The sequence below is a fragment of the Pedobacter sp. WC2423 genome (assembly GCF_040822065.1).
Classification (GTDB): domain Bacteria; phylum Bacteroidota; class Bacteroidia; order Sphingobacteriales; family Sphingobacteriaceae; genus Pedobacter.
This window is the reverse complement of sequence record NZ_CP162005.1, coordinates 2,113,221-2,134,724: the sequence shown is the minus strand read 5'-3', so window position 1 is coordinate 2,134,724 and position 21,504 is coordinate 2,113,221. Positions and strand designations below refer to the sequence as shown.

The window sequence follows — 21,504 nt, the reverse complement described above, 5'->3', positions numbered from 1 at the left end:
AAAATCAATACGCATACACACCAATACTAATTATATGAATAAAAATTTACCTTTATTATTTAAAAACCTGCTGATCTGCACAGTTTTATTCAGCAGTTCTGCATTAGCGCAGGAAAAGAAAGCTGATTCCATCAAGACCAATGCACTTGATGAAGTGGTCGTCACCTCTTCAAGGACTGAGATCAAAAGACGTCATGTACCACAAAGTATGACGGTGATCAGTAAAGCTGTTATCGATCTGACTTCCTCACAGGAAGTAACTGATCTATTGAAAAAGAATTCTTCCATCAGTATTGTACAATATCCAGGCTTATCTTCTGGAATTGGTATTCGTGGATTCAGGCCGCAAACGAGTGGTTTAAATCAGCGTTCATTGTTACTGGTTGATGGCCGTCCGGCAGGTACAGTAAGTATTGCAACGATTAATCCTGCTGATATTGAGCGTATCGAAGTACTTAAAGGCCCTGCTTCGGCATTATATGGCTCATCGGCCATGGGTGGGGTGGTGAACATAATTACTAAAAAGTCGGCTGGTGATATTCATGGAAATGTTTTTGCTGAATACGGATCTTATGAAACCACTAAATTAGGTGCTTCAGCGGGTGGAAATATCAGTAAGAAACTGGACTTTGATTTGTCCTTTTTGAATTATGACAGAGCTAAAAACATGAAATTGGGAAATGGCAACTTATTCAGAAAGATGCTTGGCGCCAACTCTGCACTTTATAATTACACTACCGGGCCTGTTGAAATGGATGATAAGCGTTCTGACGGGCTAAGAAGAGATTATACCAAATTAAACTACAATACAGGAAGTTTGAGATTAGGTTATCAGCTTGATGCCAACTGGAGACTTGATGTTCGCGGAGAACGCTTTGTAGCAAAAAATGTAGAATCTCCGAGTGATATACAATTTGGAAACGGACAACCGAGTACAAAAGATATTGAACGTCACTATGAGGAAGCAACGCTTTCCGGTAATATTGATCAGCATCATTTAACTTTGAAAGGATATACTTCGCAGGAGAATAACCTGAACAATACTTTACTGACTGTAAATGGGCTTGTGGCACCATATGCTTCTTATAAAAGCACAACCAGCTGGAAGGGTATACAGGCAAAAGATGCTTACCAGTTAGGAAATCATTCGGTGGTTTTTGGTCTGGATTACAGTAATGCTTCAACGAGCTCCCAATCTTTTAATCCAGATGGTTCTGAATCTGCTCCATATTCTCCAAACTACAGTCTTTCATCCGGTGCTGCTTATATTCAGGGACAATTAAACTTTCTGGACAATAAGTTAGTCATTAATCCAGGTGTACGTTTGGATCTGATTACTTATGACGTGAAGCAAACGCCATTATTAACCACTTATGCAGGTGGTAAAAAGACAAACCCTTTCTTTAGTCCAAGTTTAGCTGCTCAGTATTCGTTAAATAAGCTGTTTACTGTACATGCAAGTACAGGACGTGGATTTGTAACACCGGATGCTTATAATGTAGCGGGCTATTCTGAAAGAATTAATGCAGGTAAAGCCAGTGTGATCCAGGGAAATGCTGACCTGAAAAATGAGAATAGTATTTCATGGGATGCGGGGTTGAGATTCAATAAATCTGAATGGGGACTGACTGCTGATTTCACTTATTATAATACCTATGTTAAAGATAGGATCACAACGCAAACTACGGTACCAGTACCAGCTGAAACTACGGCAAGTGGTTTTCCAATTAGCAGTCGTATGACTTATATCAATGCAAATAAAGCAAATATCAATGGTTTTGAGGCTGAGGTTGCATGGGATTTCGGAACATTGGCAGCAAAAGATTATTCTTTAAAAGTTTTTGGTAATGCCACTAAGTCATCTAAGGCGAAAGAGGTTACTATTTTAGCTAATGGTACAGAATCGGTTAAGGATATTTATAACGTACCTGATTTTACTTCAAGTTATGGTTTTGAATTCAACAACCTGAAAGGACTTGATTTAAGACTAAGCGGCAGGTATGTTGGCAAACGCAAGGACACTGATTTTAATGATCCTAAATTTCCTGAAATTGTTTATCCGGAATTTATGACGGCAGATTTTGCAGCCAGTTATAGCTACAAGAAAAGACATACGGTTACATTTCTGGTGAATAATATTACAGATGAAAACTATTATGAAAAACGCGGATTTAATCTTGCAGGAAGGAACTTCTCTTTGAGATATAATATCAGTTTCTAAAACAGGTTTCTGATGTAAAAGGGATACTATGACAACCGTAGTATCCCTTTTTTGTTTTTAAAGGCTTTCTATTTCTTCCATAGAGAGCGCAGTGAACTTAAAAAAGCAATCATGATCTCCTTATTGGGTTCACCGCCAAAAAGATGTTTGAATACAAAATCTGATAATGGATCAATGTATTTATTTGTACTAGCTGACATAATGCTTAATTATTTAGTGCAAGCTAATCAGGTTTTATATTTAAAAGGTAATAAATGTCTTTATTGTGAATAATTAGTTCTTTAAAGTAGGTCTGTTGTTTGAATAGTCATATGGAGTTACATCGGTACTTAAACCAGCTGTAGTTAACCTTTGCTGGAAAATCTGCCTGATGAATATGCAGATGCTTTCTGGATTTTATTTGTTAAAATTGTGCTGCTGACCCGCTGAACAATTACCAGGATAGCTGTCAAAAAAAAATAAATTTATGAAGATATATACTAAAAAAGGAGATAAGGGAACTACCGGGCTTTTTGGAGGGAAACGCGTAGCTAAAGACGATGTGCGGGTGGAATGTGTGGGTACACTCGATGAAGTAAATTCTACCATAGGTATGCTGCGGGTAAAGCTCGGTACTGAACATGAATGGCAAACTAACCTGCACAAAATTCAGAAAGACCTGATGGATATGATGTCACATCTGGCGCGTCCGTCTGATGCGGCAAAAATTAATACGAATCCAATGCCCGCCGATGGGCCTGTGTTCTGTGAAACATGGATCGATGAACTGGAAAATGCGATGACGCATCCTTCGGATTATTTTATTCTGCCGGGGGGAAATGAGATTTCTGCACTTTGCCATATGGTCAGAACGCAAATGCGCAGAGGTGAAAGAAGATTAGTTAGTCTGATTAAAACAGATGAAGTTGATGAAACTATCCCTGCCTATATCAATCGTCTTTCCGATTTATTTTTCACGCTGTCGCGGGCAGAAATGGATAAGGCAGGTGTAGCAGAAGAGAAATGGCAACTATTTCTATATAAAAGGTTTAAGCATACTGATCCGGCCGTAAAATCTTAAGTTATGCTGGTTTTTATTACTGGAGGAGTAAGAAGCGGTAAAAGTGCTTATGCACAAAAGCGGGTACAGGAACTTTGTTCGGATCCGGTATATGTGGCCACTGCTAAAATATGGGACGATGATTTCCAGGAGCGTGTAAAACGGCATCAGGATGACCGCGGGCCGGAATGGACAAATTTTGAAGCTTACCGTAATTTACATCATTTACCTCTGGAAGGACGTTATGTTGTGATTGATTGTGTAACGTTATGGCTAACTAATTTCTTTATGGACCACCATAACGATATTGATCTTGCGCTGGCCGATTTTAAAAAGGAAATTGATCAGCTGCTTGAAATCCATGGTACTTTCTTTATCATTTCCAATGAACTGGGTATGGGACTGCATGCGGAAACTCCGGTAGGGCGTAAATTTGCTGATCTTCAGGGCTGGGCAAATCAATATGTGGCTGCAAAAGCTGATCAGGCCATATTTATGGTATCCGGACTTCCGATGTTTTTAAAGCAATAATCATTATATTAAACAGTTTTTAACTTTAAATGGCTTTTAAAGCAGGGAATTATCAATTTGATAAGAACATATGATCACTGAAGATTTAAAAATATTAATAGATAACAAGACCAAACCTCCCGGATCTTTGGGCGTACTGGAAGATCTTGCTTTACAAATAGGGGCAGTATTAGGAACAACCAGTCCGCAATTCATTAAACCGCATTTGGTTGTTTTTGCCGCAGACCATGGAATTGCTAAAGAAGGAGTCAGTGCCTTTCCGCAGGAAGTGACCCGGCAAATGGTGCTTAACTTCCTGAATGGAGGGGCTGCAATCAATGTTTTTTGTAAACAGCATGACATTCGTCTTCAGGTTGTTGATGCAGGAGTGAACTATGATTTTGAAGATGGATTACCGCTGGGCGACGGAAAAATTGCTAAAGGAACTTCTTCCTTTTTACACGGCCCGGCAATGACCACCTTTCAGGCAGAGCTTTGTTTATTAAAAGGGGAAGCTGTGGTTGCAGAGATCGCTGCAAAGGGATGTAATGTGATCGGTTTCGGAGAGATGGGAATTGGCAATACTTCCAGTGCTGCGGTACTGATGAGTTTACTTTGTGATTTACCACTTTCAGATTGTATTGGCAGAGGCACAGGATTAAATGATGAACAGCTGCTTAAAAAACAGCAGATATTGGAACAGGCAGTTGCCAACTATAAAGGTGAACATGATATTTTTAAATTAATGGCGCATTTTGGTGGGTTTGAGTTGCTGGAAATGACGGGAGCTATACTGGCTGCAGGAAAAAGAAAGATGATCATCATGGTGGATGGGTTCATTGCAACTGCTGCCTATCTTTGTGCTTACCGGATAGATCAGCATATAAAAAAGAACGCTGTTTTCTGCCATGAATCTGAGGAAAAAGGGCATCGTTTATTGTTAGCATACCTGGGCGCAAAACCGCTGTTGAGTCTTCACCTTCGTTTAGGTGAGGGGACTGGCTGTGCATTAGCTTATCCGCTGCTAAAAAGTGCAGTAAACTTTCTGAATGAGATGGCTAGTTTTCAAAGTGCAGCGATTTCTAATCAATCCTGATGAATCAAGAACTTAAACTTTTTTTTACTGCCCTGTCTTTTTATTCCAGATTACCAGGGCCAGCTTATGTACATCAGGACAATGCGCATAACCTGCCTGATTCGATCCGGTATTTGCCTGTTGTAGGTTGGATCATTGGCCTGGTTACTGCCGGTGTTTTTATAGGTGCAACTTACCTGTTTGGTGAAGCTATAGCAATTTTACTGGCGATGGTTGCTTCCATCTTGTTAACGGGAGCTTTTCATGAAGATGGTTTTGCAGATGTTTGTGATGGTTTTGGTGGCGGATGGGCAAAAGATAAGATTCTGACCATTATGAAAGATAGCCGTTTAGGTACTTATGGTGTGGTCGGACTGATTTTGTTAATGGGACTTAAGTTCGCTGCCTTAATGCAGTTATTTACAGAAACCTTTATAGCTGCTAATGTGATCACGATTGCGGGACTATTTATAGTCGCACATTCAGTGAGCAGATTTGCAGCCATCACCTTGGTTTTTAATCATAATTATGCCCGTATTGAAGAAAGTAAAGCAAGTGGTGCCGTAGCTGAGGGAAGAGTGATAAACCTGGTGATTGCTGGTGTTTTTACACTGATTCCACTCGTTGGATTAACTGTTTATCTGGCCCAGCCTTTACTGTTACTGCTGGTAATTCCCGTATTGCTTTTTAGTTTTTATCTGGGTGCTTATTTTAAGAGATGGATTGGTGGTTATACTGGTGATTGTCTGGGAGCAGTACAGCAGCTTACTGAAGTAACAGTATACTTGTCTTATATTTTGATATGGAAGTTTATCTGATCCGGCATACTGCTCCATTGATTGCAAAAGGGTTGATTTATGGCCGCATGAATGTTCCGCTTGCGGAGAGTTTTACACAGGAAAAATATTTGGTATTGCAACAAATTCCTGCTGATCTGGATAAAGTGTATTCTAGTCCGTCTTTGAGATGCCAGTTACTTGCTGCTGAAATTTCTGAGACTTATGTGCAAAATGAAGCCTTATATGAATTGAATTTTGGAGATTGGGAAGGTAATACCTGGGATGCGATAGATCGGGTTGAATGTGAAATCTGGATGGAAGATTTTGTGAACCTGGCACCGCCTGGTGGAGAAACGATGCTTGATATGGAACGCAGGGTTTTGTTATTTCTGAATGAAGTTTTACTACAGCCTTTTCAAAAGGTGGGAATAATCACTCATGGTGGCGTAATCCGTATCATTCTGGCACATTACCGGAATATCGCTTTAAAAGATTCTTTTAGTTTAAAAATTGGAATGGGAGAAGTTTTCAGGCTTTCCATTCCCTGATGCTGAGCTGATCGCCAATATTTATAGTACCTGTACCCTGATGAATGAGATTCTGACCAAACATGATTTTTTTATTTATAGTCCGGTATTTTGCCAGTGTTTTTAAGGGTTCAGCACTTTTAGTACCTGTTTGCTGGTCAACGGTAACCATGACGCATCTGGAACACGGTTTTACGGCTTTGAATGGAATGTCACCGATAAAAAAGGTATCGAAGTTGTCTTCGATGTGAGGTTCACCACCGGTAAAGACGAAATTTGGACGAAAACGATCCATAGGTATTGGTTGTTCAAGACGTTTGTTGAGTCCGTCTAAAGAGGCCTGACTGATAATAAGGCAGGGGTAACCGTCTGCAAAACTAACTACTTCTTCGCCCTGGGCATATCTGGGATCCACTAATCTTCTTTCTGTTTCTGGCATTTGTATCAGACGGGTTTCTGTTTCCAGGAACGTTGAAAACCATTGGCTCACTGTTTTGCTGACTTCAAGGCCGTGACAATCGGTTCCCCATACACTGGTTGCAATGGGTTGTCCAATGTTTTCTTCGTAATAAAAGGAGATAGTTTGTGTGGGGTCGTTTTTATGGGTGATGGTGAGGTGGGTTTTTCCAAGACTGACTTGAAGCAGAGATAATGAAGGGTATTTCCGCTGGGTTATAAAGGTGTTTTCATTGTCGATTAGCATCCATCTTCTGTCGTATTGCAGGCCTTTTTCTTCAAGCAACGAGGTTTGGAGGTTAATGCCTGCGAGAGATTTGATAGGGTAGATGAGGAGTGCTGACAAGATGAGGTTTCGCATGGTCTAAAGATAAAAAAAAGACAGAAACTAATGTTCGGCTAAATTCTACGCCGGACCGGCTCGAATTTCAGGCCTTCACATTTAGTCTCTGTCTTTTTTTTCTTTCTCCCAGCTGGTGGTAGTGGTTATTGGTTAGGGAAAAAAAAACAGGAGAAAAATATAGGGAAGAAGCCAGGAGAAAAATATAGGAGAAAAACCAGGAGAGATTAGATGAAGTAGAAATATGGGACAATCCGATTTTTCCTCTGATACCTGCTAATGCGGTGCCTTCCTGAATGATTGCCATAAGCTGTTTGGTTTATATTATAAGGTAGTTAAATTATTGAACAACAGTGTTGTAAAAAATATTTAAATGAAAAATAATTTACAACCGATTAAGACTTTGTTCGGTAGGAATTGAAACTTGTTTGAAGCGGCTTTGAACAGGGGCTGAATGATGTCTGAACAAGGCAAGGCTAGTGCATTGATAGTCAGCAGGTTGTGATAGGGCAAAATCACTTCTTTTTAAGACATCATTCACTGTTTTTCTAGGGATAATTTGAGCCATGTGACCCTAGTTTTTCAAAGGCTTTGTCCGTAATTTGCTCAGGCCATCCAGATTCATCAAAGGCTGCTATTATTTTCTGTTACCAATCTCTATTGATTCAATTGCACACTAATACTCAATCGGCAGCTCCTGATCAAAAATGAAATTCTGGATGGCATTTTTTCAAGCGGATTATACGCTTGGTTATCTGGTTTTTAGTAAGTTTTAAAAATGTAAAAACTGGGATATTGACACAATATGTACAATTAGCACCCTATTTATCTATATTTTGCTAAATTTGGGTTGCGCTTAAAGGATACACCGGACGGGTAGCAATTTTATATTACATGGGATTATTCGATATTTTCAAAAAGACTGACGCGGCAAAAGAAACGGAAACTGGGAAAACGGTTAAGCGTGAGTCAGTTGCTGGTACAGGAAAACAAGAGGTACCTCAGGAGTATCTTGGAGATTTAGAAAAAACACAGATGCTGTCTGTACTTCTGGCTGTACCAATGGAGCATAGAGATGAGGAATGGGTGGGCCGCTTTTTAGCTGATCTGCCTCTGGCCAGCTTGCGTTGTGGAACACCACAAGTGATAGCCGGACCTGATGGTTTCCCTTATTTTCAATTATTTGTTCCTGAACCTGGTGAAGAGTATCAGTCTTTTTATATTGAAAGAATGATTACTGATTTTCTGCTGGAAAGAGGATATGGTGTAGTCATCAATCCTGGAGAAGGACAACCTGACTGGGTACTTTCTTATGGGGATCTTTTAAATTATAATCTGAACGGCAGCTTCTTTACGGCTGAAGACAGCCAGTTCAGTATGAGCAGCAATACCGAAGAGGTAGTTGCTGAGGGCGAGGAAATTATGGTCGGACAACCTGCTGAAACTATCCTTCCTTCAGAAACCCGAAAACTGTTAAAAGATTTCTTTGAGCTGAATGGTATTGAAGGCCCTAAGGTGTTGTTAATGGCCCGTACAGTAGGGGAGGAACTTAAGCAGGATTTAGCATTTAATATCACTCCTGATCGTTTTGAAACAGAAACACACTATCGAAATATGATGCAGACCGTTACCTGGTATCTGCCAAGACATTATTCTGTAATTGGTTTACATGATGATAATATTGAAAATGGTTTTATGCCTTTGTAGCTAACCAATTTTTTCCCTCCGTAAAGCGGGCAACTAACATGGCCGCTACGGTGTCGCCGGTAGAATTTAATAAGGTGGCCATCGGATCTACTAACGTTCCGATGATCATCGCCGGTGGTAATGCTTCGGGGGGAAAGCCGTAAGCGGAAATGAATAATAGTTCTCCTACGTACCCGCCATTTGGAATACCTCCCTCCACAATACTCACCAGTACAGTCATTCCCAGGGCTATGGTGATCGTTTCTATATGGTCAAAGCCCTTGCCGAACATAGCGAATACAACCGCCATTTTGATAATGGATGAAATACTTGATCCGTCTTTATGCAGGGTCGCCCCTAATGGGATAGTTACATTCGCGATATAAGAGGGGATACCTATTTTTTCTGCGGCCTCTAAGTTAGCAGGTATATTTGCGATACTGCTGCAAGTACCTATAGCAGTTGCCGATGGGATAATATTATTGTTCCAGTACTTTTTAATGCCTTTCATACCTCCGGCCACGAATGCATAAATGGTGAAAATAACCACAAAATAGAAGGCGCCGGTCCCATAGTAGAGTCCGAGGGATCTGGCATAGGTACCAAATAACTGGGGGCCAAAAATACCGACCTGATAGGCGAAATAAGCTCCAAGTCCTACGGGAGCCAGTTTCATGATGATAATAAATACATTTTTAAAAACTTCATTTCCTGCATTCAGAAAATTGGAAAAGGCAGCTCCATAGGCCCCTGAACGTAAAGTTGCAAAACCGGTCAGTACAGAAAATATAATCATGGCCAGCATACTTTTTCTGGACAAAAGTTCGAAAAATTCACTGGTGGTCAGCAATTGTGTAATCTGGTCTCCAAAAGGTTTTTTAACAATGGTTTCCGTTAACGGAGTACTGGTCATGTGCTCATGAACAGGGAAAATTCTGACTGCTAAAATAGTTAAAGAGGCAGAAATCAATACAGTGGATAAAAATACCAGCACCATGACTGCCATCATTTTACTGAGTTTATTCGTTTCTTTTAAACCACCAATAGCGGATGAAATAGAGAAGAAAACCAGTGGGATTACAGCGGTAAATAAAAGATTAAGGAATATTTCACCTATAGGTTTAAGTACTTTGACGCGGTCACCAAATATTAAACCAGCCAGACTGCCGGCAATGATACCCGCTATCAGCCAGATTATTCCTTTATAATTTTTATAGAAGCTGTTCATCAAGCTAATATAGTTTTTATTGGTATAAAATAACTATTAAAATACTAGACATTAGGTGGTGCTGGTTCACATTATAAATACAAAGAGGCTCTGATATCTAAAAAAAATATATAATATTGGCAGATTGTTTGATGCCTTTAACCAGGAAATGGCTGTTCTGTTATTTTTACAGCTGTGAAGTTAATCTGATAGTTATTAATGGAAAGAAGATCATTTGTGCAGAAAGCCGGGCTTTTAACAGCCGCCCTGGTGTCAGGAAAGATGTTATCATTTGCTGCTGACCCTGGGTTTCCGATTGTAAGAAAACCAATAGAACTCCGTCGTTTTACCAGTAGAGCGGTTGAAAATGCCATTAGTGAGTTTACTGATAAAGTGAAAAATAAAGAACTGGCCTGGTTATTCAATAATTGTTTTCCAAATGCGCTGGACAACCTGGTTACTTATACCGAATTTAATGGAAAGCCAGATACGTTTTTAAATACCGGAGATGTAGATGCGATGTGGCTGAGAGACAGCAGTGTCCATATGTGGACTTATTTGCCGTTTTTAAGAAGGGATAAAGGCTTAAGGAACCTGGTAGGCGGAGTGATCAGCAGGCAGGTAGCTTATATTCTTAAAGATCCTTATGCGAGCTCTTTTTATAATGACCCAACAAAGGTGGGCGCTATGAAAGATGATCTGACCACTATGCTGCCGGGTATACATGAAAGGAAATGGGAACTCGATTCGCTGTGTTATCCTATCCGTTTATCCTACAGGTACTGGCAGCAAACCAAAGACACCAGTTTTTTTAATGCGAAATGGCAGGATGCAATTAAAACTATTCTAAAGACTTTTAAAGAGCAGCAACGTAAAGAAAATAGCGGTCCTTATCATTTCCAGCGTACTACTTTGTGGGCAACGGACAGCTTGCCAATGGAAGGCTTTGGTTACCCGGTAAAACCAGTTGGGTTAATTTGTTCTGCTTTCCGTCCGAGTGAGGATGCTACTGTTTTTTCTTTCCTGGTTCCTTCGAATTTCTTTGCCGTAGTAAGTTTACGTCAGGCTGCTGAGCTGTTCAGGGTAATTAAAGCAGAGGAGTCAGTAGCAAAAGAGATGGAAGCGCTTGCGCTGGAAGTCAGACTGGCCCTGCAGAAATATGCGATTATAGAACATGAGACCTATGGTAAGGTCTATGCTTATGAAGTGAATGGAATGGGCAGCTATAACCTGATGGATGATGCGAATGTGCCCAGTCTGCTGGCTTTACCTTATCTGGGCGCTTTGTCTATGACAGACCCGGTGTATTTGAATACAAGGAAAATGGTGCATTCTGTTGATAATCCATTTTTTTATAAAGGTAGCCTGGCTGAAGGAATAGGAAGTCCGCGGGTCACCAAACATATGATCTGGCCAATGAGTATTATTTCCAGAGGGTTGACCAGTACTGATGACGAAGAAATTAAACTTTGTCTGAAAATGCTGCAAAAATGTCATGGAGATACCGGTGTTTTACATGAATCTTTTGATCCGGATAATCCAAAGCAATTTACTGGCTCTCCTTATTCAAGAGCGAATAGTCTGTTTGCAGAGTTTTTATGGAAAATCTATCAGGAACGGCCTTATTTATTGGTTTAGCTTATACAGGTTCTATATTGTCATCTAAATGAAATTATGAAGAATGCTTAACATTAACTTAACATTAGGTTGGCATATTTGTAAATGTTCTTACCGATACTCGCTGCCACGTTTTACTTATTTACATTTATAGCTGCTTTTAAAATGGAAACTCCTTTAAAGGGTTTGCTATTTATACTTGCTGTTGCAGGGATTAGTGCTATACTTTATCTTTTTATTCTGTTTCCGGGTATATCTGGTGTCGCAGTGGCATTAATGCTGGGTGCATTTATTTTACGTCAGGGAAGCCGATAAAAAACCACCTGGCTTTATAAAGCTCAGATGGTTTGGATATTATTGGAGACTGCCAGGATTAAAATCTATGCAGACTTGAAGTGATACTTAATTTCTTTGCAGGAAGAGTTGCTCCCAGTAAGCCTTTAGCATAGATCGTGTAAAAGTTTCCGGCAGTGATTTCCACATCTGCAAGTGTAGCTGCAACCGCTTTAGTTGTGGTATTTACCACTGATACTTTGTATTTAGCAGGTTTGATGTTTTTAAACACTGTAAATTCTTTATAAGCTCTGTTTTTGAATCCTGTTGTATCACCTTCCAGTACCAGGTCATAAGCCGGTGAGTCTGAAGAAAGATTAATGAAACGTATTTTACCCTGGCCTGCAGCAGGTGCTGTAAAATCATCTTTGATGACAAGGAAAGAAGAACTGTCAGCTGTGTTCACCTTTCGGCTGGTAATATAAAGGGAGTGATACTGATTGGTAACCAGGTCAAAGTTAGCATGGTAAAAAGTTTCTGTTGAACCTGGTTTTGCTAAAGCTCCTAATTGTCTTCCCGAAATCAGTGTAAAATAGTTATAGCTTTTTCCAAAAGGTAAAGAACCTGTGGTTATCCTTCTGTTATTCAAAATAAAATCAACCGAATCATTAAGCGGTGAAGCATTTGTAATTGATAATGCAGAGCGGTCCTGCTCAATATACGTGTCCTTTTTACAAGCATTAAAAGAGAGAACAGTACCGGCAATTGCACTAAGTACTAAAGTTCTTTTGATGTTTTTCGAAAATAAAGTCAAATTAAATTTCATGTCTTAAATGTTTTGATAAGATTTATTATGTGTTTTTGAAGGTAAAACGTAGCAAGATTGGATAACGCTACAGCGTTTTCAGAGAAATATTAAAAATGAAAGAAAAATCTGATATTTACATATTTATTGAATGTTACTGTAGCGTTATGCCGGTGAGCCGCGTTTATGCTGTTAATCCGGTTCTGTTAAATTAATAGAGATGGTTGCAAGCTGCGTTCAGGCGGCGTATAAAATAGATATATTGACTTATAAGATAGGTTTAGCGAAGCGTGGATAATAAAAATACAATGTTCCAGGAGATCATTGCGGGTCTTGGTGCGCGTGATGAGCGTATACAAGAACGTATTTATGTCCACTACTGGGGTTATCTGATGGGTATATCAACACGTTATTTTAAGGATAGAAACGCTGCTAAGGAGGTAGTAAACGACAGTTTTATGAAGGCATTTAAAACTATGTATGACTTCAGGCACGACCATAACCTCACAGACTTTCAGAAAACTTTTAAGGCCTGGCTGGCCAAAATAACTGTTCGTACTGCACTGGACAGAATCAGGGCCAGTAAATCTGTACTAAGCTATATAGATGAATATGAAGAAGGAACTGTGGGATATGTGGAGGTAGAGGAACGGCTGTTTGCTGAAGATATTCTGAAGCTTCTGCATGATCTTCCTGATTTACACCGTACTGTTTTTAATCTTTATGAGATCGAAGGTTTCAGTCATGATGAGATCTCTTCATTATTAACGATTCCGGTCAGCTCGAGCCGGACTTATCTGACCCGGGCAAAACAAAAGTTAAGGGAACTTTATAAAAAAAGCATTGAAATTACTGATGGAATATCCTAAGAAAGAATTGATAAAGGAGATTGCTGATCTTTTCGAAGATTATCAGGAAACCTATGTGCCGGGAGAATGGGAATCATTTTCAAAGGTTAAAAAGAAAAAGTATCCGTTTTTAGCAAACTGGGTCAGAATTGCTGCAGTATTTGTGTTGATGGCCTTTATACTGGCTTTTGCATTTAACCAGTTACTTCGTCAGGAAAAGATCCCTCAGGTCGCTGTGGTCAAACCAGCTGTTACAAAAAAATCAGGATCAGTGGCTGCTGTTGCTGGCAGCAAAGCAGCAACAGTTGCGGAGCAAAATATGAATTCTGGCCATCCGGCAGTAAATGCTGAGTCTGAAAGCCATATGGCTTTGACTGACAATAAGCCTTCCGGGATGTTTAAGCCGGGTGAGACCAATACAACAAGCCTCACTACTCCTGAAATGACCGGCCCACTGGCTAAAGCGCTCGTCCCAATGGCTTCTGATCGTGTGGTTACTGAAAAAATACAGCCTGTGCAACAGCAGCAGGAATTAAGTTTACAGCAGAAAAAAACGGAACAGCAATATGTACAAAAACAGGCTGAACCTATGGTTATCCATGGAACAGGCGCTAAAGATACGGCCACCCGTATTCCTGCTGAAAAGCTGACCACAGCTGAATTTCTGCTGGCTGAATCAAGAAATACAAGCAAGAATTTAAAAACAAAAGCAGCAAAAGGATCTGACTGGGATTTCGGACTGCAGGTGATGCCTGCTGCAACCAGTGACCGGGTGAATGTTGGCGGAGGAGTGACAACTGCCTACAGGATTTCTGATAAGTTTTCTTTAAGCTCTGGAATTTCGTACCTCCAGATGCAGGCTGCCGGAGAGGTGCAGGGGCAGGGAAACAGCCGGGCAGGGGTCATTAGTTTTGCCGAGAAAAAACTAGTAGGGATTGATGCGGATCTGAAGGCTATAGATATTCCGATTGCGCTGGTTTATAAGCTGAATAAGAATTTTTATACAAGTGCAGGTGTTTCTTTTTTTAGTGTACTCAGCGAAAAAAGAAACAACACATTTGAGCAGACTGCTCAGGTAGATTTGAATGGCTATGACTTTCAAACTGGTGGTCCTTCCACTTTTAAAGCAGTATCAGTTGAACATGTGGAAGAACCTACTATAGAAAAGCATTTAAAGGGAAACAGTTATCTGGGGTATTTTAACTTTTCTGTCGGACGTCAGCAAAATATTTTCAATAAATACAAAGTACGCATCGAACCGTTTATTAAAATCCCTGTCGGGAAGCTTTCTTCAGAGGATTTAAATTTAACAAATAGTGGTATTAAATTTCAGCTGTCATTTTGATAATTTTCAGGTTTATTCATTTTATGGCCTGATGTTTGACGCGTATTGTCAGATACATAACCTTGCCTGGCTTTTCTAATTGTTAGAGCAATATATTTTGCTTCTCAGTCAGTGCTTTTAAGAAATTTGCGAAAACCATTCAATTTTTCTGCGGAATGTATTTATTTATCATTATTTGTAATATACTATAATGTTTTAGCTTAAAAAATCACTTTATAATGTAAAAATTACATTAAATAATTTCTAATTTTATTTTTCAAAACAACTCACAAATAAATATAATATAATGAAAACACTGGGACAGAAATTCAAAATTCTCCGTCAAAAAAGAGGTCTTAACCAAAAAACAATGGCCGAGTTATTAAAGGTATCTATTCCTGCATATTCAAAATTGGAAACAGGTATTACTGATCCAAACTTCAGCAGGATTCATCAGATCGCGAAAGTACATGGTTTGGATATCAGACAATTGCTTAATACAGGAGAAGATGATAAAAGCGAGGTAGGGGAAGAGAATGAACGCTTAAAACAAAAGGTAACTGAACTGGAAACAAGTGTGATCCGTTTGCAGAGCAAATTAATCGATCTTTATGATAAAGAAGATCTTCGTGCTAAACCCGGGCAGTCAAAATAAGATAAAATCTTATAGCCATTTTTATTTTTAATTTAATATCATTATCATTTCAATGTCGGATTTGATAGGGAAAGATTGCGGAATGAAATATTTACAATACTTTTGGACCATAATTGAATTTCGGTCTAATTATTTATCAGCAGTTTTGAATGGAAAAGGATGAGATTGTAATAGAGGAGATATTATCAGGAGCAAAGAAGTTATTTGGAAAACATGGATTGAAAAAAACAACCATGGAAGAGATAGCGACTGCTGCTGGTAAAGGAAAGAGCACGCTCTATTATTATTTTCCAAGCAAAATTGAGATTTTTGAGGCAGTTGTTGAAGATGAAATGAAAAATGTAGTGAAGCGGATACGCGAAGCTGTCAATGTTTCATTAACGGCAAAAGAAAAACTAAAAGCTTATTTACAAGCACAAATTACCTCTATAATAGGTTTTCATAGCTTTAGAGAGGTATTGTTTGATGATATTGTTGATAGCATGAGAATGCTGATTTGTATCAAATCAAGATACGAACAGATTCAGATTGATATGATTACGGAGATCCTCCTCGGAGGAAGCCAGTCTGGTGAATTTAAAGAAATGACATTGGAAAGAATGAATAAGATTTCTTTTGTGATGGTGACGGTTTTTCGCGGGCTGCATTTCCCTTTATCCATAGAACTTTCGGAACAGCGGACACATGAATATTTTGATGAAATGATCGATATGCTAATTACAGGGATAGGTACGGATACTTTAAAAAAGAAGACAGAAAACAATTAATCTGAAGCGTATTTCTTGTTTTAACAGGAAATACAGGGAAGGTTTAAACAATAAAATAAGGTATAAAGGGTGGAATTATTTATTTGACAATAATATTATAGACTAAAATACGGTTATGGTCTAAGAATAATTTACTTTTGTCTATCTTAAAATTAACATATTTTTAATATATTAGATCATGTTTCATTGCGGTATTTTTTGTATGAGGCTGTGTATGAATAAAATAAATTATGAATCTATCTGAAGTAAACATTATACAATTCAGGCATGCGTAAAAAATTGGGCGATAGGATTGCAGCATTTAAAGATGCAAATGCAATTAAGGAAAAAGGATTATACCCTTATTTCAGATCTATAGAGTCGGCACAAGACACTGAGGTCATCATTGGAGGGAAAAAAGTTTTGATGTTTGGATCAAATTCTTATCTGGGGTTAACTAACCATCCGAAAATTAAAGAAGCTGCAAAACTTGCTGTTGATAAATACGGAACAGGTTGTGCCGGATCAAGATTTCTGAACGGAACACTGGATATCCATCTGGAACTGGAAAGAAGACTTGCTGCCTATGTAGGTAAAGAATCTGCGGTATTATTCAGTACAGGATTCCAGGTTAACCTTGGGGTTATTTCGTGCTTACTGGAAAGAAACGATTATTTGATTCTTGATGAATATGATCATGCTTCTATCATTGATGGCAGCCGTCTTTCATTTTCACGTACTATAAAATATGCACATAACGATATGGAAGATCTGCGTAAGAAATTAAGCAGATTACCAGAAGATTCAGCCAAACTGATCGTCGCAGATGGTATTTTTAGTATGGAGGGAGATATTGTTAAACTTCCGGAAATTGTACAGCTTGCAGATGAATTTGGCGCGAATATAATGATGGATGACGCGCACAGTTTAGGCGTTATCGGATTTAACGGTTCAGGAGTGGCTTCTCACTTCAATCTGACCAATGATGTAGATCTGATCATGGGTACTTTCAGTAAATCATTTGCTTCGTTGGGTGGATTTATTGCAGGAACAGAAGAAACGATAGAATACATTAAACACAGAGCACGCTCATTGATGTTTAGTGCAAGCATGACTCCTTCTGCTGTTGCAAGTGTAATTGCAGCATTGGATATTATAGAATCGGAACCAGAACGTATTGATAAACTTTGGGATAACACAAACTATGCAAAAAAACTACTTTTAGATGCGGGATTTGATATCGGTCATACTGACAGTCCAATTATACCTGTTTATATCAGAGATAACGATAAAACTTTCCTGATCACCAATATTCTGCACAGGAACGGGATATTTGTTAATCCTGTTGTTTCACCAGCTGTACCTTCGGATTCGTCTCTGATCAGATTCTCTCTGATGGCTACACATACCTTTGCTCAGATTGAGGAAGCGGTAGATAAACTTTATGCTGCTTTTAAAGAAGTTCAGCTAACCCCGGTAAAGGTTAGTATCTAGGTTATGAAACAGAGCGTTGCCCGTAATGGCAAAAAGGATTTTAGTTGTGTTCCTGACTTATTTGTATTTCAGGGGCATATACTTAGCTTTTACAAGCCTTGTTTTGGGCAACGATCTGTTAAAAATGGTCTTACTTTTTATTCGCAGTTATTTGAAAAAGCGATATGAAAAAGCGGGTATTGATAACCGGAGCAAGTGGTTTCGTTGGATTCCATTTGATTGCTGCAGCTATTTCGGCTGATTTAGAGGTTTTTGCAGCGGTAAGACCAACTAGTCATATTAAACATCTTCAGGAATTTGATATTCAGTATACGCACCCTGATTTCAGTGACATCAATTCACTTCAAAAAGAATTAGAAGAAAAACAATACAGCTACATTATACACGCTTCTGGTATTACCAGGGCTAAAACTCAGGAAGAATACAATACTGTTAACGCAGTATATACTCAGAACCTTGCTTTAGCAGCTGTAACAGCGGCTATTAACCTGGAGAAATTCATTTTTGTCAGCAGTCTTGCAGCGCTTGGTCCTTTAACGGACCTGAATGGCCTGATTGAAGATAATTCTCCGGCTCATCCTGTAACTAACTATGGCGCAAGTAAGTTATTGGCAGAGCAGTACCTGAAAGAAATCAAAGGACTGCCGCTTTTGGTAATCCGTCCTACAGCGGTTTACGGGCCAAGGGAGAAAGATATTTTTATTTTATTGCAAACTATAAACAAAGGGCTTGAGCCTCATATTGGCAGTTTTAAGCAGCAGATCAGTTTCATCTATGTGAAAGACCTTGCCAGAATTATTATAGAAGCCTTGTTTTCAGATGTAACAAATAAACAATATAATGTGTCTGATGGTGGTATCTATGACAGGTACGCTTTAGCGGAAGGAGTGAAGAAAGCGTTGCAGAAAAAAACATGGAAGTTTCATCTGCCTGTTCCGGCAGTTGCTGCACTGGCAGCGTTAATGGAACTGATCTATAAAAACTCTGCAGATGCTCCTACACTGAATAAAGAAAAGATAAATGAACTGACTGCCATTAACTGGGCATGCAGTATTGAAAAACTCCAAAAAGATTTTGGGTTTAAACCTGTTTATAATCTGGAAAAAGGATTAGTGGAAACAGTAAATTGGTACAAGAATAATAAATGGCTATAAATAGCTGCGATCTCTGAAATTTAATATTAGTTTTAAATTGTTATTTGTTGATATGAAGGTGTTTATGGGTTATAAAATGGATCTTTTTTTTGCTCTTATTATTGACTTTTTTACTGCATTAGTCCGTCCGCAGGTATTTTTTTTGAAATTTGCTTTGATATAATTATGAAACCTCACCTAAAAAAAATCATACTGATCTGTGCTTTAGTGATGCCATTTTTTGCATTTAAATCTGCGGCTCAGCAACCTGCAACTGTTTCGCGTACAGTAATCACAGGTACAGTATCTGATGCAACCGATAAAGATCCGGTTCCTTATGCCACAGTTCTCTTTAAGGGGACAGGGATTATCACTAAAACGGATGTGGATGGTAAGTATACCATTTCAACAAGTGAGCAGCATACGCAATTGCAAATTAGTTATGTAGGGTATAAAACATCTTACGTGACCGTTAAACCTGGAGAGACGCAAGTGGTTAATGTTAAGTTGCAATCAGAATCTCAAAAACTGACAGAAGTTGTGATCAGTTCTAATAAAAGACCTGCTTACAGAAATAAAAATAATCCTGCGGTTGAGCTGATCAGAAAAGTAATTGAAAATAAAGCTAAAAATCAGAATAAGAATTATGACCATGTAGAATACCAGCAGTATGAGCAAATGCTGTTTTCTCTAAGTAACCTGTCTGAGAAATTTCAGAATAAACGTATTTTCAAGAACTACCAGTTTCTTTTTGAAAAACAGGATTCTACTAAGATTGGTGGTAAGTTAACACTTCCGGTTTTTATGGAAGAAAAAGTATCACAGGTCTATTTACAGAAATCTCCGGATAAGAAAAAGACAATTATTACTGGTGATAAGCATGTGAATTATGACAGTAAATTTATTGACACCGAAGGGCTGAGTAAGTATTTTGAAAGGATGTACGCAGACATTAATATTTATGATAGTAATATTTCTATAGTAAGTAACCAGTTTTTAAGCCCGATTGCTGATTCGGCACCTACTTTCTATAAATTTTTTATCACTGATACTATAAAAACACACAGTCCTCAGCTGATTGAGCTTTCTTTTATTCCAAGAAATAATTCGGATCTTTTATTTGAAGGTAAGATATACATTACGATGGATGGCAATTATGCTGTTCAGGATGCTTTCCTGACCGTAAATAAAAACATCAATCTTAACTTCGTCAGAGCATTGGAAGCTAAGCTTGATTTTGATAAAAATCCGGATGGCAGATACCATTTGTCCAAAACAAATCTGATTATTGATTTTGGTATCAATAAGAATAAAGGAGGAGGTTTTACCGGACAGCGTACGGTCATGTTCAAAGATTACAAAATCAATAATCCAAGACCGGACAGTGTTTACAAAGGTGCTGCATTGGTGGTTAGTCCGCAGGCAGGATTACGTTCAGAGCAGTTCTGGGATAACCAGAGACAGAATGATACACTGATAGGTAATAATCTGAAAATCTATAAGAATATTGATACTTTACAAACGATCCCATCCTTTAAAAGGACGATGGACATTGTGACCTTGTTCTTTGCCGGATACAAAGATTTCGGGCCATTTGAAATGGGCCCGGTCAATACGTTTTACAGTTTCAATAATGTAGAGGGTTTCCGTTTACGTCTGGGTGGCCGTACTACTCCGGCATTAAGTAAAAGATACTATTTTGAGACTTATACTGCGTATGGCTTTAAAGATGAGAAGTGGAAGTATTTCTTAAGCGGAACTTATTCTATCAACAACAAGTCAATTTATGCTTTTCCTCAGAACTTTGTTCGTGCAAGTTTCCAGAGGGATACAAAAATCCCTGGTCAGGAACTTCAGTTTGTACAGGAAGATAACTTCCTGCTTTCGTTCAAACGCGGGGAAAATAATATGATGACGTATAATGATATTTATAAGATCGATTATACCAGGGAATTTGAAAACCATTTTTCTTATGGGCTGAGTTTCCGTAAATGGACACAAAGACCAGCCGGGTCATTAGGCTTTAATAGCTTTAATGCTGACCATATGATCACGCCTGTTGATAAAATCAATACATCTGAGCTTACGGTAAGTTTACGTTACGCACCTTATGAGAAGTTTTACCAGGGAAAAGTATACAGAACGCCAATTATTGATAAATATCCTATTTTCAATCTGCGTTATACAGCAGGCTTGAAAGGGGTGCTTGGAGGTCAGTATAATTATCATAATTTTGTGGCCAGTATAGATAAAAGATTCTACCTGTCACAATTTGGGTATACAGATGTAACCGCAGAGGGTGGATATATTTTGGGAAAGGTCCCTTTTCCTTTATTGACTATTCACAGGGCCAATCAGACGTATGCTTATCAATTGATGTCATACAATTTAATGAACTTCCTTGAATTTGTCAGTGATCACTATGCAAGTATCATGATCGATCATAATTTCAATGGATTCTTCTTTAATAAAATACCATTGCTTAAAAAATTAAAATTCAGAGAACTGGTTTCATTCAAGGCGCTCTATGGTGGATTAAGAAATGAAAATAATCCAAATATGAATCCTTCATTGTTTCAGTTCCCTAAAAACGAACAAGGGGTAACAACAACCAACGCATTAAGCAGTACTCCATATATTGAAGGAAGTGTAGGAGTGGGTAATATCTTTAAATTACTGCGTGTGGATATGGTGAGAAGATTTAATTATCTGGATAATCCTGGTGTATCAGAATGGGGTATCCGTGCGAGAGTTAAATTCGATTTTTAA

General features: G+C 38.6%; 20 protein-coding genes. 16 read left to right on the top strand and 4 right to left on the bottom strand.

All coding sequences use genetic code 11. The annotated features are described in order from the left end of the window. The first annotated feature begins 34 nt into the window (after window positions 1-34). Window positions 35-2,221 carry a TonB-dependent receptor gene (locus AB3G38_RS08530; protein ID WP_367868071.1) on the top strand — a complete coding sequence of 729 codons (2,187 nt, stop codon included), beginning with the start codon at window positions 35-37 and terminating at the stop codon, window positions 2,219-2,221. Between the two features lie 68 nt (window positions 2,222-2,289). Here the strand turns inward: AB3G38_RS08530 and AB3G38_RS08525 are convergent, their stop codons facing one another. Further along, complete coding sequence (locus AB3G38_RS08525) at window positions 2,290-2,421, bottom strand: PD-(D/E)XK nuclease family transposase (RefSeq protein WP_367868070.1); 132 nt, start codon at window positions 2,419-2,421, stop codon at window positions 2,290-2,292. A gap of 266 nt (window positions 2,422-2,687) precedes the next feature. Between AB3G38_RS08525 and AB3G38_RS08520 the strand changes: the two genes are divergently transcribed. From AB3G38_RS08520 to cobC, 5 genes are all read left to right on the top strand, one after another. Continuing rightward, the gene (locus AB3G38_RS08520) at window positions 2,688-3,281 is read left to right on the top strand and encodes a cob(I)yrinic acid a,c-diamide adenosyltransferase (RefSeq protein ID WP_367868069.1); all 594 of its coding nucleotides are present in this window, start codon (window positions 2,688-2,690) and stop codon (window positions 3,279-3,281) included. Between the two features lie 3 nt (window positions 3,282-3,284). After that, window positions 3,285-3,791 carry a bifunctional adenosylcobinamide kinase/adenosylcobinamide-phosphate guanylyltransferase gene (locus tag AB3G38_RS08515; protein ID WP_367868068.1) on the top strand — a complete coding sequence of 169 codons (507 nt, stop codon included), beginning with the start codon at window positions 3,285-3,287 and terminating at the stop codon, window positions 3,789-3,791. Window positions 3,792-3,861: 70 nt separating this feature from the next. After that, the gene (cobT, locus tag AB3G38_RS08510; protein WP_367868067.1) at window positions 3,862-4,866 is read left to right on the top strand and encodes a nicotinate-nucleotide--dimethylbenzimidazole phosphoribosyltransferase; all 1,005 of its coding nucleotides are present in this window, start codon (window positions 3,862-3,864) and stop codon (window positions 4,864-4,866) included. Beyond that, window positions 4,866-5,663: an adenosylcobinamide-GDP ribazoletransferase gene (locus AB3G38_RS08505; RefSeq protein ID WP_367868066.1), complete on the top strand. Its 798-nt coding sequence runs from the start codon at window positions 4,866-4,868 to the stop codon at window positions 5,661-5,663. Before cobT ends, AB3G38_RS08505 begins: the two co-directional genes overlap by 1 nt. Next, window positions 5,648-6,172, top strand: coding sequence for an alpha-ribazole phosphatase family protein (cobC, locus tag AB3G38_RS08500; RefSeq protein ID WP_367868065.1), 525 nt, complete (start codon window positions 5,648-5,650; stop codon window positions 6,170-6,172). Before AB3G38_RS08505 ends, cobC begins: the two co-directional genes overlap by 16 nt. On the opposite strand, the gene AB3G38_RS08495 is transcribed toward cobC, so the two are convergent. Beyond that, the gene (locus AB3G38_RS08495; RefSeq protein WP_367868064.1) at window positions 6,153-6,968 is read right to left on the bottom strand and encodes an MOSC domain-containing protein; all 816 of its coding nucleotides are present in this window, start codon (window positions 6,966-6,968) and stop codon (window positions 6,153-6,155) included. The two genes, cobC and AB3G38_RS08495, sit on opposite strands and share 20 nt — an antisense overlap. 873 nt (window positions 6,969-7,841) lie before the next feature. Here AB3G38_RS08495 and AB3G38_RS08490 point away from each other — a divergent pair. After that, a complete protein-coding gene (locus AB3G38_RS08490) occupies window positions 7,842-8,654 on the top strand; it encodes a hypothetical protein (protein WP_367868063.1) in 813 nt (270 codons plus the stop codon). Here AB3G38_RS08490 and AB3G38_RS08485 read toward each other — a convergent pair. Next, window positions 8,641-9,861: a dicarboxylate/amino acid:cation symporter gene (locus AB3G38_RS08485; RefSeq protein WP_367868062.1), complete on the bottom strand. Its 1,221-nt coding sequence runs from the start codon at window positions 9,859-9,861 to the stop codon at window positions 8,641-8,643. The genes AB3G38_RS08490 and AB3G38_RS08485 overlap by 14 nt on opposite strands. A 198-nt stretch (window positions 9,862-10,059) precedes the next feature. Here AB3G38_RS08485 and AB3G38_RS08480 point away from each other — a divergent pair, with 198 nt between their 5' ends. Both AB3G38_RS08480 and AB3G38_RS08475 read left to right on the top strand, forming a co-directional pair. Then, window positions 10,060-11,478 (top strand): glycoside hydrolase family 125 protein, encoded by a 1,419-nt coding sequence (locus AB3G38_RS08480; protein WP_367868061.1) that lies wholly within the window; start codon window positions 10,060-10,062, stop codon window positions 11,476-11,478. A gap of 144 nt (window positions 11,479-11,622) precedes the next feature. Next, window positions 11,623-11,772 carry a hypothetical protein gene (locus tag AB3G38_RS08475; RefSeq protein WP_157287685.1) on the top strand — a complete coding sequence of 50 codons (150 nt, stop codon included), beginning with the start codon at window positions 11,623-11,625 and terminating at the stop codon, window positions 11,770-11,772. 58 nt (window positions 11,773-11,830) lie between these two features. Here the strand turns inward: AB3G38_RS08475 and AB3G38_RS08470 are convergent, their stop codons facing one another. Beyond that, a complete protein-coding gene (locus AB3G38_RS08470) occupies window positions 11,831-12,556 on the bottom strand; it encodes a DUF4397 domain-containing protein (protein ID WP_367868060.1) in 726 nt (241 codons plus the stop codon). Window positions 12,557-12,843: 287 nt separating this feature from the next. Here AB3G38_RS08470 and AB3G38_RS08465 point away from each other — a divergent pair, with 287 nt between their 5' ends. From AB3G38_RS08465 to AB3G38_RS08435, 7 genes are all read left to right on the top strand, one after another. Further along, entirely contained in the window at window positions 12,844-13,404 is a 561-nt protein-coding gene (locus tag AB3G38_RS08465; protein ID WP_367868059.1) for an RNA polymerase sigma factor, read from the top strand. After that, the gene (locus AB3G38_RS08460; protein WP_367868058.1) at window positions 13,391-14,728 is read left to right on the top strand and encodes a hypothetical protein; all 1,338 of its coding nucleotides are present in this window, start codon (window positions 13,391-13,393) and stop codon (window positions 14,726-14,728) included. Before AB3G38_RS08465 ends, AB3G38_RS08460 begins: the two co-directional genes overlap by 14 nt. A gap of 286 nt (window positions 14,729-15,014) precedes the next feature. After that, a complete protein-coding gene (locus AB3G38_RS08455) occupies window positions 15,015-15,362 on the top strand; it encodes a helix-turn-helix domain-containing protein (protein ID WP_183866595.1) in 348 nt (115 codons plus the stop codon). A gap of 149 nt (window positions 15,363-15,511) precedes the next feature. Further along, entirely contained in the window at window positions 15,512-16,129 is a 618-nt protein-coding gene (locus AB3G38_RS08450; RefSeq protein WP_367868057.1) for a TetR/AcrR family transcriptional regulator, read from the top strand. Window positions 16,130-16,396: 267 nt separating this feature from the next. Further along, the gene (locus tag AB3G38_RS08445) at window positions 16,397-17,602 is read left to right on the top strand and encodes an aminotransferase class I/II-fold pyridoxal phosphate-dependent enzyme (protein ID WP_367868056.1); all 1,206 of its coding nucleotides are present in this window, start codon (window positions 16,397-16,399) and stop codon (window positions 17,600-17,602) included. Window positions 17,603-17,766: 164 nt separating this feature from the next. Further along, window positions 17,767-18,756, top strand: coding sequence for an NAD-dependent epimerase/dehydratase family protein (locus AB3G38_RS08440; protein ID WP_367868055.1), 990 nt, complete (start codon window positions 17,767-17,769; stop codon window positions 18,754-18,756). 165 nt (window positions 18,757-18,921) lie between these two features. Next, window positions 18,922-21,504, top strand: coding sequence for a DUF5686 family protein (locus AB3G38_RS08435; protein WP_367868054.1), 2,583 nt, complete (start codon window positions 18,922-18,924; stop codon window positions 21,502-21,504).

Excerpts from the sequence above, each read along its gene's own strand:
- AB3G38_RS08435 (WP_367868054.1), top strand. The coding sequence starts at position 18,922 with ATGAAACCTCACCTAAAAAAAATCATACTGATCTGTGCTTTAGTGATG.
- AB3G38_RS08490 (WP_367868063.1), top strand. The coding sequence starts at position 7,842 with ATGGGATTATTCGATATTTTCAAAAAGACTGACGCGGCAAAAGAAACG.
- AB3G38_RS08505 (WP_367868066.1), top strand. The coding sequence starts at position 4,866 with ATGAATCAAGAACTTAAACTTTTTTTTACTGCCCTGTCTTTTTATTCC.
- AB3G38_RS08440 (WP_367868055.1), top strand. The coding sequence starts at position 17,767 with ATGAAAAAGCGGGTATTGATAACCGGAGCAAGTGGTTTCGTTGGATTC.
- AB3G38_RS08460 (WP_367868058.1), top strand. The coding sequence starts at position 13,391 with ATGGAATATCCTAAGAAAGAATTGATAAAGGAGATTGCTGATCTTTTC.
- AB3G38_RS08525 (WP_367868070.1), bottom strand. The coding sequence starts at position 2,421 with ATGTCAGCTAGTACAAATAAATACATTGATCCATTATCAGATTTTGTA.
- AB3G38_RS08450 (WP_367868057.1), top strand. The coding sequence starts at position 15,512 with ATGGAAAAGGATGAGATTGTAATAGAGGAGATATTATCAGGAGCAAAG.
- AB3G38_RS08465 (WP_367868059.1), top strand. The coding sequence starts at position 12,844 with ATGTTCCAGGAGATCATTGCGGGTCTTGGTGCGCGTGATGAGCGTATA.
- cobT (WP_367868067.1), top strand. The coding sequence starts at position 3,862 with ATGATCACTGAAGATTTAAAAATATTAATAGATAACAAGACCAAACCT.
- AB3G38_RS08455 (WP_183866595.1), top strand. The coding sequence starts at position 15,015 with ATGAAAACACTGGGACAGAAATTCAAAATTCTCCGTCAAAAAAGAGGT.
- AB3G38_RS08495 (WP_367868064.1), bottom strand. The coding sequence starts at position 6,968 with ATGCGAAACCTCATCTTGTCAGCACTCCTCATCTACCCTATCAAATCT.
- AB3G38_RS08470 (WP_367868060.1), bottom strand. The coding sequence starts at position 12,556 with ATGAAATTTAATTTGACTTTATTTTCGAAAAACATCAAAAGAACTTTA.
- AB3G38_RS08520 (WP_367868069.1), top strand. The coding sequence starts at position 2,688 with ATGAAGATATATACTAAAAAAGGAGATAAGGGAACTACCGGGCTTTTT.
- AB3G38_RS08480 (WP_367868061.1), top strand. The coding sequence starts at position 10,060 with ATGGAAAGAAGATCATTTGTGCAGAAAGCCGGGCTTTTAACAGCCGCC.
- AB3G38_RS08515 (WP_367868068.1), top strand. The coding sequence starts at position 3,285 with ATGCTGGTTTTTATTACTGGAGGAGTAAGAAGCGGTAAAAGTGCTTAT.
- cobC (WP_367868065.1), top strand. The coding sequence starts at position 5,648 with ATGGAAGTTTATCTGATCCGGCATACTGCTCCATTGATTGCAAAAGGG.
- AB3G38_RS08475 (WP_157287685.1), top strand. The coding sequence starts at position 11,623 with ATGGAAACTCCTTTAAAGGGTTTGCTATTTATACTTGCTGTTGCAGGG.
- AB3G38_RS08530 (WP_367868071.1), top strand. The coding sequence starts at position 35 with ATGAATAAAAATTTACCTTTATTATTTAAAAACCTGCTGATCTGCACA.
- AB3G38_RS08485 (WP_367868062.1), bottom strand. The coding sequence starts at position 9,861 with ATGAACAGCTTCTATAAAAATTATAAAGGAATAATCTGGCTGATAGCG.
- AB3G38_RS08445 (WP_367868056.1), top strand. The coding sequence starts at position 16,397 with ATGCGTAAAAAATTGGGCGATAGGATTGCAGCATTTAAAGATGCAAAT.